The following is a 14,897-nucleotide window of genomic DNA, read 5'->3' as shown; positions in this document are numbered from 1 at the left end:
GCGCAGTTCGAGAACGGAAAACTCGTCGAACGACCGGACGACCACACCCAATCCGCAGCCGCCTAAAAGATCCTCATCCACAGGTCTTGACAATTGCTCCTCCGTGCAGACCATTCGGGAACCCGGAGCATCGTTCGCAGCGGGAGGCGAAACGAGATATTCGCTGCGGCACAGGGACATCCTCACGACCTTGTCGCGATGCAGCGGCCAGCTTCGGTGTCGAGCTAGGTTTATCCCGGTCGCGACGCGCTCGATGACGTGGATGGTCCCGCAGAAACGGTCGCAGCGGGTGTTGTCATGACCGGCGCCGTTCCGTGGAGACCGTGCTGGCATAGCGGCGAGCTGCGCGACGGCTGGTGAGGGTGACGACGGTACCCGTGGCGTGTTCGTCAAGCAGCGCTCGGACCTTCGAGCGCATTGTCTTGCGGTAGCCGAGGATGTACTTCACGAATCCCCAGTTCAGGTTGCCACGCAGGTGGCGTGACAGGTTGTCGGAGCCACGGTGCTGCCAGCGGCGTTGAAGGATGCCCCACAAGCACACCAACGGATGGATGTCCAGGAAGATTACGACGCGGCCGCCGCGAACCGGACAGGCATCGTCAACGCATAATTGCCGTCCAGAACCCACCGCTCCTGGGCAACCAGCTGTCGTTGAATGGCAACGAATTCGTCCTGGCCCAGCGAGTTCCACTCGTCGTCGTAATAGACCATGTCGAGATGGGTCACGGGAAGATCAAGACGGCGGCCGAGTTCACGCGCGAGGGCGGACTTACCTGACCCGCCGCAGCCACAGATGGCGACTTTCTCCACCATGGGAACTCTCCGGGCCATAAGGGACGCTGGCGGCTACTGCGACTTCGGTGGGAGCGCGGCAGCGTGCGACAGCCGCTGGTACGGCGGAGCCGTCCGAGATCGAACTTGACGCGTCTCGAACGGCGCGGCTTTGACCGGCAGCCTGATTATCCGCCGATGGAGTGGGGATAGCGCTTGAGGACACGGGTCGGCCGCGGGGTGTCGGGCCAAAGGAGCAGGTAGTAGCGGTCGTCGCCGTCGAGCCCGTCGGCAGACATGGTGCCGAGTCCTGCGTGGTGGACGCGGGCGGCGTAGTGGCCCGGTGGGACGGTGACGGTCGTCGGGTCGTTGTCTCGACGCGGGAACGGTGACGTGATCAGTCGCCCCGTAGGCGTGTGCAGGCCCGTTTCGACGACGTGGTCCCAGCGTTCGAGGTCGTCGCCGGCGGGTTCGTGACTGCGGACCTCGATCGTCAGTGGCACGTTCACCGGCCGGGCCGTGGTGATGCCGATGGCGCCGTCCTGCGCGGCCACGAAGTCCCGGAGCAGCGCCTGAATCCAGGGACGCGCCGTGCCGTCGAAGGGCGCGGCCGCATCCCGGACGGTGATGGTCCAGTCGTCGGCGAACACGGCGAGTTCGGCACGAACGAGGCGATCGCCGTCTTCCGAATCCGGCCTCTGTGATGGTTGGTTCATGTGTCCCTGCCCGGTGGTTGGTGTGCTGTCATGGTTACGGTGCGGCCGGCCGGGAGGTCGTGCAGACGCTGCGCGATCGGGCCCCGGATGCGCATTGCCGTGGCGCCGTCTCTGACGACGAGGTTGTCGAAGGTGTAGCTCCCGCCCAGGGTGAAGAACCGTCGGGGTACGAGTCGCTCGTCGTAGCCGAGCGGGCCGTGGTCGTCCTGCCATGCGGTGGCGAAGGCCCGGCAGCCGCGGACGTCGCGGTCATCGAGCAGCCATCCCGCCCAGTCTTCGAGCGTTATGCCAATGGGCTGGCGTTGTGCGGTTTCGGGGTCGAAAGTGACGATGCGGGCACGGCGCTCGATGGCGAACTGGGTCCCGAAGAGGTCTTGGCCGAAGCAGAACAGGTCATCCGCCAACCCCGCATACGTGTCCTTCCAGGTGGCGGGTTCGTTCCATGCTTGGATCTCCGGGCCGATGCCGGGTTCTCCCGCGCGGAAGACCTGAACGCCTGCGTTGAAGGCGAAGAATCCATTCTGCCGGCTCAGCAGCGTCCCCAGTTGTTCGAGCGGGCCGTCATCTGCGTCGAACGAGACTTGCAGGGGTTGGCCACTCGGGCCGACGGCGCGTTCGAGCAGTACGTCAAGGTCGCTGCTCATTGGTCAGCCTCGAGGATGGGTGAGAGGTCGACCCGGGCGGTGATGGCGGCGTGGAGTTCGTCGGTGACAGCCGCTCGCAGTAGTGGTTGGATCATGAATTCGTAGGGAACGACATCCCATGTCAGGGAGGGTCGCCACATGTCGGCGGCCTGCTGGAGAAGCAGCGTGGCTGCGGCGAGTTCCTCGTCGTGCGCCATGTGTCCGGCCATCCAGGTGGCGATCTCGGCCCTGGGCGGCGCCTCACCGGTTGCGTCCCACAGTCGCCGCGCCACGGGGAATTGACCGCTGTGGTGGGCGGCCTTCCACAGACGGTCTCGTTCGGCTGGTTCCAGTGTGGTGGGGTCGCGGTCGGCGAAGGCTGCCTCGCGTGGCCGCAGCGGGCGCGGTGGGCGGTGCCACTGAGCATTGGCGCAGAACTCGAACGGATCCCGGTCAGGTAGTCGTTCGGCCATCCATTGCAAGTGACGGGCGAGCACCGAGTCAGCCGGGATCATGTCGGCGATCCGGGTCACGCCGTTGGCAGGGTCCTGCTGGTCGCGTACTGATGCGACCACGATGGCGTCCACGAGGGGCGATAGTTCGGTGACCAGTCCGCGGCAGGTTGCTGCGAACCGGCCGAGGACTTCCTCAGCTAGGTTTCCGGCCTCCACCGGTTCGTCGTGCCACAGCAACAGTTCGACGGCAGCCAGGCCGGCTTTCCATGCGAGGTCGGGGTCGGTGCCCTGATCGCGTGTGACGGTCAGCAGGCGGTCGAGGTCGGTGTCTGCCATGCGCGTTTGCCCTTCCTGCCGTGGAGTCACCCGGCGACGATATGGACTTTGTCGTCGGCCTCAAGCCCCTGAGTCCGGGCCTGGTGTCCCATGGACGAGCCGGCGCCCCGGTTGTCACTTTCGTCGATGTATCGCACCGATGCACCTTCTCCGCCTTCGGCCATCATCGCCGGGGGATACTCGTCGCGATCCAGCCCCTCCGACCCACGCGGCGGGACACCGCGCAGCGCATCGTTCCGCCGAGCGTCGGCGTTGTCCGGGTCGTACGTCACTTCCGACGGCAGAGGAGAACGTTCGTAGGACCTGTCACCGCGCCAGACTTCGCCGGATTGTGCATCTTGGATGTGCTCGGCCGATGCCGGGTAGCGGTCCTCATCGACGATGATGTAGTCGGGCGTATCGCGATTGGGATCGTCGGCCGGAGACAGCGGTTCACGATCACCGAGCTCATCAGCGATGTCATGACCCGCGCCACGCAGGTCATCGGCGCGGTCACCACCCCAGTTACTGATGGTGTCGCCAGCCGAGCGCGTGGCCGAGGCCACGGTCTCTCCGGCGCTGTCCATGGCCCCCGCGACACTATCTGCAGCTCCGTCGAGCCCGACACCATCCAAGACGGTACTTGCGGCCGAGCCCGTCGCGTCAACGACGCTACCTGCCGCATTCCCGATACCGTCGACCACGGCCCCAGCAGCATCCGTGACGCCTTCCACGACGTCACCGCCCACGTCCATACCCCAGTTGACGACATCCCCCGCCACCTCTGCCACCGCACCGGCGAACTCCTCCAGGAAGCTGGGCTCTTCCGGAGCGTGACGCTGCGCCTCATCGACACTGGTGACAGCTTCGTTGCCCGCAGACTGCACCTGCGCGCGGACATTGTTCAAGGTGTCACGGGCCGCCTGACGTTTGCTTTCCCCCGGGTCTTCGAACGTCACGTTCACTGCTGGAGTGTGCCCCTGCGCCATGGCTTGTTGGAGCGCTGCGGTGTGCTGTTGCTGGGCTTGCGCCGTAGCCCGCGCGGCCTCGTCCCACATCTGGATCGCACGCCTCGCCTCGCTCTGGGCCCAGGCCAACGTCGACGCATACCCGTTGATCGCCGTCGCGGCCCTCGTGAACGCCTCGCCGCATGTGACCCACCGCGCCGGTTCCCCGTCGAAGAACTCGAAGAACCGATCGGCCGCCGGCCCGGTCCACCCGCCGGTATCCAGCGTCTTGAGACCCTCGCCGATCTGCGTCAGCGTCCGCCCGTAGCTGGTCAGATGGCCGGTCGACTTGCGGATCTCGCCCGGTTCTCCAGGAACCAAGTCCTTGGGATTACCACTCTCGCCAAGCTCAGCCACCGGAACCCCCAGCGTGGAACTGGTTCAAGGTGTTGGCGAGCTCCTGATCCTTCGCCAGGTATCTGCCGGCCGCATTGATCAACCGGGTCGAGAGCTCCTGCCCGTCCTTCGTCAGGTTCTCGACGCCCACATGCCACCGCGAGCAAAACGACTCATAGGAATCGGCCAACCCCTCATGGCCGACGAACTTGCGATCGCAATCGATGTCCTCCACCGCCAGCTCGTCAAGTGAAACCAGCAGCTCCGACAGGCCCAAGCCCGCGTCCTTCAGGGCATCAACGTCCACGCTGAAGCCATCCCCCATGACCCCTCCCCAGGTCACGCCACATCACCGTCACCCCAGACGATCACCCGAACACTCTACGCAACAACCCATTGTGTCGACACCCACTGCGTTGAGATACCCGCCGTGGTTGAGAACTGCCTGAGGCGACTACACGGCCAGTGGCGTCGACGCCGACACTGAGGCGCCCCATTGGACGGCGAAGGGACGTCAGGGTGACCTCTGGCTCCGCAGGACATACGCACCGACGCGAAGGAAAGCGTGCGTCGCGGCACTGCAGGCGCAGTACTGGGCCCACGGCCGCCACGGACCTTGTCAGCCGAGCATCTCGCCCTCGATGACCGCAATCTCGTCGTGGAGCGGAACATCCCCGCGCCCAACGACATATCGACCGTCGAACGCAAGGGACGGGGGCACCCGGACACGCTCGCTGGCTATCTGGCTCAGCCGTTCCAACCGTGCCAGAACGGCGTGCGATCGTCTCCTGCCGTGACGAGGGCCGCCTTGAGGGCTCCGGGGCGTACGTCAGTCTCGGCGAGTTGATCGAGAGGCAGCCAGTGGAACTCAAGGTGGTCTTCCTGGCTGATCGGGTCGGTGTCGGTGATGGCGACGTCGAAGACGAGGTTGATCTCGTGGTGCGTGGTCCCGTCCTCGATGTAGCCGTGCTCGACCGCGCCGACGAAGCCTGCGATCTTGGCTTCGGTACCGAGTTCCTCGCTCAGTTCGCGGACCAACGCGGCTTCGACTCGTTCGCCCGGTTCGACGTGGCCGCCCGGCAGGAATGACCAGGACTTGGTGCGTTGGCGTGCGACGAGCAGCTGACCGTCACGGCGGATGACAGCGCGGGCGATGATCTCGGTGGTGGCGGCGCTCATGGGTGTGCCCTTCGTGTCGGTGGGTGTCTTTAGAGTTACGGCTTGTGACGACGTCAAAGATTACCGCTGAGGATGTTGCTGCGGGTGTGGCGGAGCTGGTGCCCGACGCGGCTCCAGCCGAGGTTGTCCGACCGCTGCGGCAAGGTCGGAGCCACGCCTCGTGGGTACTGGAGTCGTCGCGCGGCTGGTTGGTCGGCAAGGTGTTCCTGGGACCGGCCGGTACGGCTGGTCTGGATCGGCTGGCCGAGCACCGCCGCGTGTGGCAGCACGGGGTCGCGGTCCCACCTGTATTGGCGTTCACCGAGTCCTGCGCGTCCGTTGCTGATCGACCGTTGACCGTGTTCGAGTACGTGCCGGGCGTGGACGCCGAGAAAGCTTTGCCCGCGTTGGAACCTGCGGCAGTGCTGGAGGTCATGCGTGCTACGGGCACGGCATTGGCGTCGCTGCACCAAGTCCCTGTCGAGGGATTCGGGGATGCTGCGAGCGGTTTGGGCACGGTGTCGGCGAACTGGGACACCGTCGTCACGAACCGCGTGGAGGCACTGCGGGATGCCTATCGCCTCGTCGACGACATTCCCGCCGCGCTGGTCAAGACTGGGTTGGACTTGTTGATCAGCTTGGCCGAGGCGGTGTCGCCGGTCGCGCGGCCAGCGGTCGCGCACCTGGATGTGTATCTGCCCAACGTTCTCCTCGATGACGAGGGCCACTTTCGCGTCCTGTTGGACTTGGAGCACGTGCGGTGGGTCGATCCGGTGATGGATTTCATCAAGCCCGCCATGTGGATGTTTCCTGATCAGCAGAGCTGGGCCGAGGCGTTCGCGGACGGCTATCGGGCGGCCGGTCCGTGGCCTGCGTGCTGGTCTGAGCGAATGGCTGTGGCAACCGGCCTGGAACTGTTGACCGGGGTCGAGTATTGGACGCAGGTCGCTGATCATGCGATGCGCGAGGACTATCTGCGGCGACTGCGCGCGTGGGTTCGGTCGGATGGGGCCGATCATGTCTGGTCGGCGATCAGCTCGGCGACGTAGCGGGAGTAGACATCCCAGTCTTGTGTGGTCGTGTCGAGCACATGGAGCGGCAAGGGTGAAGTCTGCGCCCACCGGGTCAGTTCGGCTTGTACCTGCCTGATGTGTTCGGCTCGCCCGGCATCGGTTGCGCCGAAGCCCTCCAGATAGCGCGCCCACTTCGGTCCCCGGTAGTGCCGGGTCGATTCCACACACTGCGCGCGGATGCGGTCATCGGGGACGCGCAGCAGGACCAAGTGCACTCCGAGTACGGCGAGGCGCTGCTCAACGCTTGTCAGGGCGTCACGGCTGAACGGGAGCCCGTACATCGGGGCATCGAAGCCGAGCCCTTCGAGCAAACAGGTCGGGGTCCACGCGGACGCGAAGCGGTGCTTGGGGAGCGTGCTCGCCTGGAATCGGCGGTTGGTCTCTTCGAGAAACGCGGTCAGGTGATCCAGCCACGACAGGATGTGGGCAGCGTGCTCGTGCGGTGCGCCGGGTGTGTAAGTGTGCGTGGTGATCGTTGCCGCCTGTGGCATTGCGATCAGCGATTCGCAGCCCGCAGCGGCGAGCCGTCCCAGGGTGCGCTGGTAGACGGAGGTCTTGCCCGCACCCCACACGCCGGCTAGTACGCATCCCCTCACGTCTGGGCTCGCCGGTAGGCCGTCGCGGCGATGCGTGGCAGTTCGGCCGGATCGGTCCAGGCCAGCGGGAGCACGGGCACGGTCTCGGCCAGACGTTCCCACAGGTCGCGGGCCCCACTTTGGGCTTCGGGTAGAGCGTCACTGAGGTGCGAGCGGAGGTTGAGCCAGTCGTCGGCGAAGAAGTCCTCGGTGCCGAAGTCGAGGTGGTGTCGTACGAAGTCCCCATCTCGTTCCCCGGCCGATACCTGTGCCGAGCGGGTGAGGATCACGAGCTGGGCGACCTCGGTCTCGGGCTCGGGGGTTCGGTTGAACAGGGTGGCGAGTTCCCACGGCGTGAGCTCGATTTTGCCGTCCACGAGGTGTCGTCCTCGGCTGGGCTCGAAGCGGTTCAGCGCAGCCGTCAGGGTCGGCGAGCCGGCGATGCCTTCCGGGGTGAAACGGGCGGCTAGCGGCACGCCGATGGCGTGCCAGCGCCCGGTGTCGGTGTGGATGAGCGCGGTGCGGTCGTTGGATACGGGACGCGCTCCGTGATCCTCGATCAGATGGGTGAGCACCGTGGTCTTGCCGGAACCGGGGTGCCCGGCGATCAGCACTCCGCGTCCGTCAAGGTCCACCGCTGCGGCGTGCACGCAGCGCCCTCCCCGTACTTCGCCGCCACGCATGACGAGTTGACGCACGACTCGGATGCCGATCGTGGCTGCGACGCGGGCGCGTTCGGCGGCGACAGCCACGAGTCCGGGGGTTCTGATGATCACGTGGTCCGCAGTGTGCTCGGGAAGCAGAATCTCGCGGTCTTCGGTGATCCAGATGCGATAGCGCTGCTCCGGGTGACTGGTGCGCACCGTGGTCGGCGGCAGATCGGCGAGGGACTGCCGGGCTCGGGCGACGGTGGCAGCATCACGCTCAACGGAGACTGTCAGGTGCGGCTCGTGGATCCCGGCTGACACGAGAAACGGGCTCACGTAGTGGCGCATTGCGGTCTGGATTTCCTCGGACGCGCTCAGGCGGCAGACGCAGGTCCCGAGATCGAGGAATCGCAAATCCATCAACGCCCTTCCGATATGACGGCGGTGCTCTGGCGCAGCCAACGCGGTTGTCCCGGTTGGGTGGTTTCCGGGATGCCCAGGGCGTCCTGGTCCGCGTGCTCGGTGAGCCATCGGGGCAGGCCGGCGCAATGGTTGTCGACTGCGGGCTTCGCACCTGGTGGGAAGCCGGCGAGCCACGACCGGCAGTGCCGCACCAGTCCAGCGCCGATGCGCTGCCAGGACAGCTCCTGCTCAATGCAGCGGCGGCCCGCGCGCCCGATCTGGTCGAGCGCGGCAGGGTCGCGAAGAAGCGCGGCTATCCGTGCGGGCCACCTGTAGAGGTTGTCCTCCACGATCACGCCGGGATGCTCGGTCGGCAGCCCGGTCACGGCTTCGCGGGTGCCCAGCACGGGTAGTCCGGCGGCGAGGTAGTCGAGGACCTTCATTTTCGCGCCCGATCCGGCGGTCAGCGGCGCGAGCGCGATGGTTGTCCCGTTGAGTGCTTGGTTGATCGTGTCCACGCGCCCGGTGAACTCGATGCCCTGACCGCTGCGGGCCAGTGAGGCAGGTCCGCGGCCGACGATCCGCATCCGAACGTCGAGGTCACCCGCACGCAGTGTGGGCAAGATCGTGGTGGCGATGGCGTCAACCGCTCGCGCGTTGGGCTGGTAGTAGAGGTTGCCGACGAAGACCAGTGTCGCGGCGTCGACTTCTGGTCCCCAGCAACGGCGCTGGTGCGGGTCCGCGCCGTTGGGCAACAGCGCGGTGCGCGGCGCGGGAATGCCTGCCGTGGCTGCCATCGCTTGCTCGTTGCGCGTGGAGACGATCACGTTGTCGGCGGTGCGCAGCGCGGTGCGCTGTGTCGTCGCGTGGGTCCGCACGGTCTCCTGCGGCTCGCCGACGCTGGCAGCGACGGCAGCGTCGTCGTCGTGCATGTCGTAAACCAGGCGCGCATCCAGCAGTCCGGCCAACTCACGCCCGATGGCCACGAGCGCTTCTGCTTCGCACAGGACAAGAAAATCCGCCGCATCCATTCCGAGAATCCTCGCGAGGGTTGCGGGAGCGTAGAAGTCGCTCGGATGGACCAACGCCACGTCGAATGGCCAATCTTGCTCCGTACCGTACTCCGCGCCGCGATCACACAGCACCACCGTGACAGCGGCGCCCGCTTGGTGACTGTGTTCGGCGAGGGCCAGAACGCGGGCCGGGGTGCCCGCCAGTGCCCGACCTCGCCAGACATTCGGGGTGTCCAGCAGAAAAACGATGCTGGGAACTGCCTCGCTCACGATGCTTTGCCCTCCGACTCGTCAACGCGGGCAAGAAGATCGGCCGCGATCGTTCGCCGAATGCCCTCCCGCAACGGGGTGTGCGGCCACCACGGCACGATCTGTCGCAGGCGCTCCGGATTGGCGCAGGACACAGGCCGCGACCGGTGCCGAAGTCGGTCGGGATCGACCCGTGTTTCCAGGTGCCGTCTGGTAAGGCTCCCCACAAGCTCGACCAGTTCTCGGCCAGCGACCGGAACTCCAGCGCCAATGTTGAAAACCCCGGCGCATGGAGTGCGCAGGAGCGCTAGCAATGCCTCGGCAACATCATCGACGTAGACGAAGTCACGGGCGGCGTTCAGGTCGCCGAGGTCGAGCGTCTGGCCGTGCCGTGCCTGCTGGAGTACTTCCGGAAGCAGGTGCGGGTGCGGATCACCGGGTCCGTAGACGTTGAACAGGCGGGCGATTACCGCTGTGCAGTGGCCGAGTCGGTGCGCCTGGTCCTGCAACAGCCGTTCGCCGAACAACTTGGACCAGCCGTACACGCCCTGTGGCCCTACCGGATCATCCTCGTGATGCGGGCTTTCGCTCGCGGCGTACACGTCGGCGGTTGAGGTGAACACCAGCCGTTGCGGCGGGTGAACAGCGCAGGCATCCAGCACGTGCTGAGTGCCCAGCACGTTGATCGCCAATGTTTCGGCGGGGGCGCTGTCACAGGCCGGAATGAAGTGCTGCGCAGCCAGATGCACCACAGCCCACGGACGTTCGGCTGCCACGAGCTGCAGCAGCTCCGAACGTTGACGAACGTCGAGCACATGACGCTGCACCTCGGCGCAGTCGGCGAACTCGTCGAGCCGGTGCAGCGTGCCCGCGCTTCCGTCGTCGACCGCCACTACGCGGAAACCCCGGGCGCGCAGCAGCCGTACGACGGGCACGCCGATCAAACCGGCTGCTCCCGTGACGAGCACAGCTGGAGCACGTATCGAGGTGCCTGCCGACGCGGAGGGAGCAGCTGTGCCAGGCGGCATGTCGTGTACCTCCGGAACCTGAAATCGGGTGTCGGACATGGAGGACGGCGGAGCGGTGCGCGGTCGGGGTCGACACCGCCCCGCCGCCGGTCATGGGCAGTGCAGGGGTGTCATGTGGGCGAAATCGGCACAGGTGTGGACGGTGTCGGACAAGGGGACTTGAGGCATCGGCTGGCGTAGACCGGTGTAATCGGCCCAACGGCAGTCCTCCTGCGGCGATAGCGCCGCGCTCTCGATGGCTGTTTCCCACAGCAGGGAAAGGGTCGCCGCTGGGTCGGTCGCCGCTCCGAACGCACCGACGAAGGTCAAGGCCGACTCAGGCATCGTGAGCCCGGTTTTCTCTCGGACGCGCTCGACCAGTGACTGCGTCACACGCACATCGCGGACAGATCCGCCGGGCAAAACCCAGGACTCACCTTGTCCACGGACGACGACGATGTTGTCCTCGCCGGACCTGTCGTCCTTCGCATGAACCACGAGGTACGCGTATATGCGCCACAGGTCTGCGGCCTGGCACATCCCTGTGCCGGAGTCGACGTCTCGACGGCTCGTTACGTCAGCGTCGTACTCGACCGGTTGATCGATCATCGTGCCGGAGTCTTCCTTTTCGCTGGTTACAGGCTGTTCTTCAGAGCGTCGAGGAGCCGTGTGAGCAGCTCGGGAGTTGGCGTTGCCACGTGTGGTGCAGTGGCGTGTCGACTACCACGCAACGAAGGGGTTCGGTCGGGATCTCGTCCTCAAGGTCGCCGGAGAAGACCCCGATGCGGTCCACGCCATGTCGGTTGTCAGATGTCACGGGGAATCCAGAGTGCGCTGGAAGGGCGGCGTGCAGTCGTCGGTGCGCCCGGCGTTCCGTTCGGAGGCAATGCCAGAAGCGCCGTAACTACGTCGGCGACTGTGCCGTGCTCCTGCCAGAGCGGATGGCCACTCGGGTAGTCCTCAGTGCGAAACCGCGCAGCCACGGCTTCGGTCGTGGCCTGGACCGTGTACGTCTCAATCAGCCCGCCAAGCCGACGCTCAGCATGGATAGCCTCGACGGCCTGGCCCGTGCTGTCGTAAAGATGCAGAAACCGGAACCCGACACTCATGCTTCGCTTGATCGCGGCGAGATGCGACGCTTCATCCGCGCTGAGGGAGGTCATGATCGATCTTTCGTGAGGAACTGCCGAACCTCACTTCGGGCGAGGCGGGCGTGGAGGCCCTGCTCGGTCCGGTCGAGGGGACGACGGGGTCCGGACCGAGCAGGGGGCTTGGAGCAGAGCAGTCTCCGGATCCACAACCACATATGGCCCCGGCGTTCCCTCTGCGTGTCGGCGCGCGTCAAGCGAGGCCGGGCCTGGAAGACGCGCCGACAACCGACGCATCGAGGCCCTGGAGATGCTGTCAGTGGCACCGGCATCACGACGTGACCACAAGCTGCCCCGGGTGCCGTGCCTGTTCTGAACGCCCGTCCGGATTCCTGGTCGGGCACGGCGTGACTCCACCCATCCTTCGCGCTGGTGAACCAGGTGATAAACCGGTACTCCGCGTACTGCGGAGCCGCAAGCGACCCGCCTGGTATCGAATGCTGACCGGTCGTGCCCGGTAGTTCGCTGTCCGTCATGGCGACAGATTGGCTCGGCGATCGTTGTCACGGGAATGACGCGTCGGCTGCCATCTCATGACTTCTGCTGCCATCCACCATCGACGCATCGCCAGGTCGACACTGGTCGGTTTACGCTCGAGCCGGCGATCACCGAACCTGTGGGGGTTGTTGTGACGGACACCGGCGTACCGCGCACACGGTTGGAGCAGGTGCTCCGCCAAAGGCATATGACCCTGGACAGCCTCCGCTCGGAGTACGCGCGGGTCGCTGGGTTGGACCTGTCGGAAAGGCAGGCGCATCGATGGGTCGCCGGTGACATCCGCGGACTTCCGTATCCACACGCCCGCGCAGCACTTGAGCGTGTGTTCGGCGAACCGGCGTGGCGCCTCCTGGGCCCGCCATTCGGAATCGGTGCTCTAGACACGACCGACCACCGGAATGCGCCATCGCGACGGCCTCCCCAGCGTGATCATTGGCAGGGACAGGTGGTCGCTCACGCCGCTCAACAGGCGCGCGATTTCCTTACGAAGACGGAGGCCTCGACCGTGGGAGCCGAATCCTTGGACCAGCTGACCGACGACGTGCGTCGGCTGACTGGTGCCTACCAGCAGCAGCCGTTGGAACAGCTGCTCGGAGATATCGCCGACACGCAATCGCGGGCATTCTCCCTGCTCGGCGGACACGTCAGGCCAGATCAAGCCAGAGATCTCTACCTTCTAGCAGGAGTGGCATCCGGCTTGATGGCAAAGGCCTCCCACGACCTCGGCTCGCCCAGCGACGCGATGACGCAGGCTCGTGCGGCCTATTCGGCCGCGGACAACGCAGGCCATGACGGACTCCGTGCCTGGGTACGCGGGTTGCAGGCGTTGGTGTCGTATTGGTCCGGCCAACTGGTCGAGTCCGCGCGCTACGCCAGGAAGGGCGCCGAGTTCGCGAGGCAGACGCGCGGCACGTCGTCGGTGTGGCTCGCCTCCAGCGAAGCGCGCAGCCTCGCCGCACAAGGCGACGTCACCGGTGCCCAAGACGCGATCGACCGTGCCACCGAAGCTCGTGAACATGCCACCGGCGACGAGCTGGACGAGCTGGGCGGCCTCTGCCGGTTCGGCAGGCCACGCCAGCTCTACTATTCGGCGGATGCTCTGGCCTGGGGCGGCGGACCGGTAGCGGATAGAACCGAGGTTCTCGCAGGCGAAGCCTTGGACGCCTACGCCCACGCACCAGCACCCGAGCGGGCCTTCGGCGACGAAGCCGGTACCCGCTGCGCACTTGCGATCGCCAGGGTTCATCGCGGCGAGATCGACGGTGCTGCCGAGGCGGTCGCACCCGTCCTGGAGTTGCCTTCATCGAAGCGAATCCACGGCGTGGTGACAGCCGTCGATCAGGTGCGGCGAGCAGTACAGGCCGTGGAAGGCGGCCCAGTCGGCGGCGAGTTGCACGACCGCCTGCATACATTCAGCAGCGAACCCCTTACGTTGCCCCAGTGACCAACCACCGAATCGATCTCGTTGGCAAACACGTCAGGATCCGGGAATTCACACCTGACGACCTCGACGACGTGCACCGCATCGTCGGCGATGAGCGCGTGACGGCCCACCTCTCGTTCGACGCACGCACCCGCGACGAAGCCTCGGCCATGCTGAACGGGATCCTGGAACGCGCCCAGGTCGAACCCCGGTCGGAGTACTACCTCGCGATAACCCCGAAGGGGGAGAGCCCATCCGGCGGGGTCGTCGGCTTCGCACGTCTCGGCTTTGCCGGTGTTCAGGCCGCGAAGCTGGGCTACGCCATCGCGGCCGACCACCAAGGCCGTGGATACGCCACCGACACTGTCCGCGCCATGCTGGAACTGGCCTTCGGAGCCCTGCAACGACACCGGGTGTCGGCCGCTATCGGGCCCGAGAACGCGGCCAGCCACGCCGTCGTCCAGCGCGTCGGATTCACCCGCGAAGGTATACTGCGTGATCACGTCTTCACCAACGGCGCCTGGCGAGACTCCGTGCTCTACTCGATACTCGCCGACGAATGGACCACCCACCAGGCATGAGGCCACGCAAGTAGCGACGCGATATACACGCCTACCCCGAACTGGTTTCGACCTTCGTGGAAACGCTCGGAGGTACGTCGTCGTGAGGTGCTATCGCGACGTTCGAGACACGACCCGCTACGGCTGCGTACCTCGGCCTGTCCGCCGATGACAAGGCGATCACCGCCGAAGGCGAGGCCATCTCGAACCGTTACGCCGCCGGAGACCGCACGCCTCCCTCGCTACCATCCACCGTCGACCTCCTCGAGGCGCCTCTGCTGGCTATTCCTCAGCGTCGTCGGGTTCCGCCTCGTTGTCCGTCCGGAGTCGACGCGCCTGGTAGAGGTATGCGCCGATGAGGCGAATGAACTCGTCGGCGCGATCGCTTTCGCCGGTGAGTGCGCCGGTGAGTTTCCCGAACGCGCCCTCGTTGAGCACGGCTGCGTCGGTGAGGGTCTCGCGCAGCTCGGGCGAGGACATGAACTGGTCGAGCGCGTTGTGGTCGATCTGGTCGGCGATGCGGGGGTCTTCCTCGGCCATGCCGGCGGCGGCAACGACGAAGCCCTCGATCTGCGGGTCGGCGAACTCGGACCCGAACAGGGCGTTGATCCGGGCCACCACATCGGACAGCAGTTCCTGCTGCGGGTCCTGGCGCGAGACGCGGGAACCGACACCGGTGATACCGGCCAGGCTCGGCGTGTCCTGGTCTCCGGACAGGGCAATGTCGGCCTTGCCCTGGTCGACCTGACGCACGCGCCGCAGCTCGAGACCGCTCACGTCGACGGCCTCACCGGAGTCCTCTGACCGCAATACGTGGACGAGCTGGCGTAGAAACTCCGCGAGCTTCTCCAGATCGCTGGTGCCGTAGTCGACGACCTGGGACATGAAGTCGTACAGCCGCACGTAGGAACCGCAGTCCTT

At 66.1% G+C, this 14,897-nt stretch carries 19 protein-coding genes; 3 read left to right on the top strand and 16 right to left on the bottom strand.

Going from position 1 to position 14,897, the window contains the following annotated elements:
* The 9 genes from BJF85_RS29290 to BJF85_RS24485 form a co-directional block, all read right to left on the bottom strand.
* Positions 1-180, bottom strand: a 180-nt coding sequence (locus tag BJF85_RS29290; protein WP_222844667.1) for a hypothetical protein, incomplete at its 3' end; no start/stop codon positions are given.
* 115 nt (positions 181-295) lie between these two features.
* Complete coding sequence (locus BJF85_RS29285; protein ID WP_222844666.1) at positions 296-448, bottom strand: hypothetical protein; 153 nt, start codon at positions 446-448, stop codon at positions 296-298.
* 116 nt (positions 449-564) lie between these two features.
* A complete protein-coding gene (locus tag BJF85_RS29280; protein ID WP_222844665.1) occupies positions 565-813 on the bottom strand; it encodes a hypothetical protein in 249 nt (82 codons plus the stop codon).
* Between the two features lie 146 nt (positions 814-959).
* Positions 960-1,487 (bottom strand): hypothetical protein, encoded by a 528-nt coding sequence (locus tag BJF85_RS24510; protein WP_075850286.1) that lies wholly within the window; start codon positions 1,485-1,487, stop codon positions 960-962.
* The gene (locus BJF85_RS24505; protein WP_075850285.1) at positions 1,484-2,131 is read right to left on the bottom strand and encodes an SMI1/KNR4 family protein; all 648 of its coding nucleotides are present in this window, start codon (positions 2,129-2,131) and stop codon (positions 1,484-1,486) included. The genes BJF85_RS24510 and BJF85_RS24505 overlap by 4 nt, the downstream gene beginning before the upstream one ends.
* Positions 2,128-2,901 (bottom strand): hypothetical protein, encoded by a 774-nt coding sequence (locus tag BJF85_RS24500; RefSeq protein ID WP_075850284.1) that lies wholly within the window; start codon positions 2,899-2,901, stop codon positions 2,128-2,130. Before BJF85_RS24500 ends, BJF85_RS24505 begins: the two co-directional genes overlap by 4 nt.
* A gap of 26 nt (positions 2,902-2,927) precedes the next feature.
* Complete coding sequence (locus BJF85_RS30920; RefSeq protein WP_304442330.1) at positions 2,928-4,244, bottom strand: putative T7SS-secreted protein; 1,317 nt, start codon at positions 4,242-4,244, stop codon at positions 2,928-2,930.
* Complete coding sequence (locus tag BJF85_RS24490) at positions 4,237-4,548, bottom strand: hypothetical protein (protein ID WP_139320837.1); 312 nt, start codon at positions 4,546-4,548, stop codon at positions 4,237-4,239. Before BJF85_RS24490 ends, BJF85_RS30920 begins: the two co-directional genes overlap by 8 nt.
* 422 nt (positions 4,549-4,970) lie before the next feature.
* Positions 4,971-5,402: an NUDIX domain-containing protein gene (locus BJF85_RS24485; protein WP_075850281.1), complete on the bottom strand. Its 432-nt coding sequence runs from the start codon at positions 5,400-5,402 to the stop codon at positions 4,971-4,973.
* Between the two features lie 44 nt (positions 5,403-5,446).
* On the opposite strand from BJF85_RS24485, the gene BJF85_RS24480 reads away from it, so the two are divergent.
* Positions 5,447-6,430, top strand: a complete 984-nt coding sequence (locus BJF85_RS24480; protein ID WP_222844664.1) for a phosphotransferase family protein — start codon at positions 5,447-5,449, stop codon at positions 6,428-6,430.
* On the opposite strand, the gene BJF85_RS24475 is transcribed toward BJF85_RS24480, so the two are convergent.
* From BJF85_RS24475 to BJF85_RS24450, 6 genes are all read right to left on the bottom strand, one after another.
* Positions 6,397-7,026 (bottom strand): hypothetical protein, encoded by a 630-nt coding sequence (locus BJF85_RS24475; RefSeq protein WP_083666677.1) that lies wholly within the window; start codon positions 7,024-7,026, stop codon positions 6,397-6,399. The two genes, BJF85_RS24480 and BJF85_RS24475, sit on opposite strands and share 34 nt — an antisense overlap.
* Positions 7,027-7,046: 20 nt before the next feature.
* A complete protein-coding gene (locus BJF85_RS24470) occupies positions 7,047-8,096 on the bottom strand; it encodes a hypothetical protein (protein ID WP_075850278.1) in 1,050 nt (349 codons plus the stop codon).
* The gene (locus tag BJF85_RS24465; protein ID WP_075850277.1) at positions 8,096-9,361 is read right to left on the bottom strand and encodes a glycosyltransferase family 4 protein; all 1,266 of its coding nucleotides are present in this window, start codon (positions 9,359-9,361) and stop codon (positions 8,096-8,098) included. Before BJF85_RS24465 ends, BJF85_RS24470 begins: the two co-directional genes overlap by 1 nt.
* Complete coding sequence (locus BJF85_RS24460) at positions 9,358-10,308, bottom strand: NAD(P)-dependent oxidoreductase (protein WP_255375906.1); 951 nt, start codon at positions 10,306-10,308, stop codon at positions 9,358-9,360. Before BJF85_RS24460 ends, BJF85_RS24465 begins: the two co-directional genes overlap by 4 nt.
* A gap of 150 nt (positions 10,309-10,458) precedes the next feature.
* Entirely contained in the window at positions 10,459-10,956 is a 498-nt protein-coding gene (locus BJF85_RS24455; RefSeq protein ID WP_075850276.1) for a hypothetical protein, read from the bottom strand.
* A 197-nt stretch (positions 10,957-11,153) separates the two neighbouring features.
* Positions 11,154-11,510, bottom strand: a complete 357-nt coding sequence (locus tag BJF85_RS24450) for a hypothetical protein (RefSeq protein WP_255375905.1) — start codon at positions 11,508-11,510, stop codon at positions 11,154-11,156.
* 1,003 nt (positions 11,511-12,513) lie between these two features.
* On the opposite strand from BJF85_RS24450, the gene BJF85_RS24445 reads away from it, so the two are divergent.
* Positions 12,514-13,437 (top strand): XRE family transcriptional regulator, encoded by a 924-nt coding sequence (locus BJF85_RS24445; protein ID WP_158057141.1) that lies wholly within the window; start codon positions 12,514-12,516, stop codon positions 13,435-13,437.
* Positions 13,434-13,997 (top strand): GNAT family N-acetyltransferase, encoded by a 564-nt coding sequence (locus BJF85_RS24440; RefSeq protein WP_255375904.1) that lies wholly within the window; start codon positions 13,434-13,436, stop codon positions 13,995-13,997. Before BJF85_RS24445 ends, BJF85_RS24440 begins: the two co-directional genes overlap by 4 nt.
* A 261-nt stretch (positions 13,998-14,258) precedes the next feature.
* Here BJF85_RS24440 and BJF85_RS29275 read toward each other — a convergent pair whose 3' ends face one another.
* Complete coding sequence (locus tag BJF85_RS29275) at positions 14,259-14,879, bottom strand: hypothetical protein (RefSeq protein WP_222844663.1); 621 nt, start codon at positions 14,877-14,879, stop codon at positions 14,259-14,261.
* Positions 14,880-14,897 lie beyond the last annotated feature (18 nt).

The sequence above is a fragment of the Saccharomonospora sp. CUA-673 genome (genome assembly GCF_001942305.1).
GTDB lineage: Bacteria > Actinomycetota > Actinomycetes > Mycobacteriales > Pseudonocardiaceae > Prauserella.
The sequence above is the reverse complement of the archived record's forward strand: the minus strand, read 5'-3'. Positions and strand labels throughout refer to the sequence as shown.

Excerpts from the sequence above, each read along its gene's own strand:
- BJF85_RS24505 (WP_075850285.1), bottom strand. The coding sequence starts at position 2,131 with ATGAGCAGCGACCTTGACGTACTGCTCGAACGCGCCGTCGGCCCGAGT.
- BJF85_RS24500 (WP_075850284.1), bottom strand. The coding sequence starts at position 2,901 with ATGGCAGACACCGACCTCGACCGCCTGCTGACCGTCACACGCGATCAG.
- BJF85_RS24450 (WP_255375905.1), bottom strand. The coding sequence starts at position 11,510 with ATGACCTCCCTCAGCGCGGATGAAGCGTCGCATCTCGCCGCGATCAAG.
- BJF85_RS24470 (WP_075850278.1), bottom strand. The coding sequence starts at position 8,096 with ATGGATTTGCGATTCCTCGATCTCGGGACCTGCGTCTGCCGCCTGAGC.
- BJF85_RS24455 (WP_075850276.1), bottom strand. The coding sequence starts at position 10,956 with ATGATCGATCAACCGGTCGAGTACGACGCTGACGTAACGAGCCGTCGA.
- BJF85_RS24485 (WP_075850281.1), bottom strand. The coding sequence starts at position 5,402 with ATGAGCGCCGCCACCACCGAGATCATCGCCCGCGCTGTCATCCGCCGT.
- BJF85_RS24490 (WP_139320837.1), bottom strand. The coding sequence starts at position 4,548 with ATGGGGGATGGCTTCAGCGTGGACGTTGATGCCCTGAAGGACGCGGGC.
- BJF85_RS24510 (WP_075850286.1), bottom strand. The coding sequence starts at position 1,487 with ATGAACCAACCATCACAGAGGCCGGATTCGGAAGACGGCGATCGCCTC.
- BJF85_RS29280 (WP_222844665.1), bottom strand. The coding sequence starts at position 813 with ATGGTGGAGAAAGTCGCCATCTGTGGCTGCGGCGGGTCAGGTAAGTCC.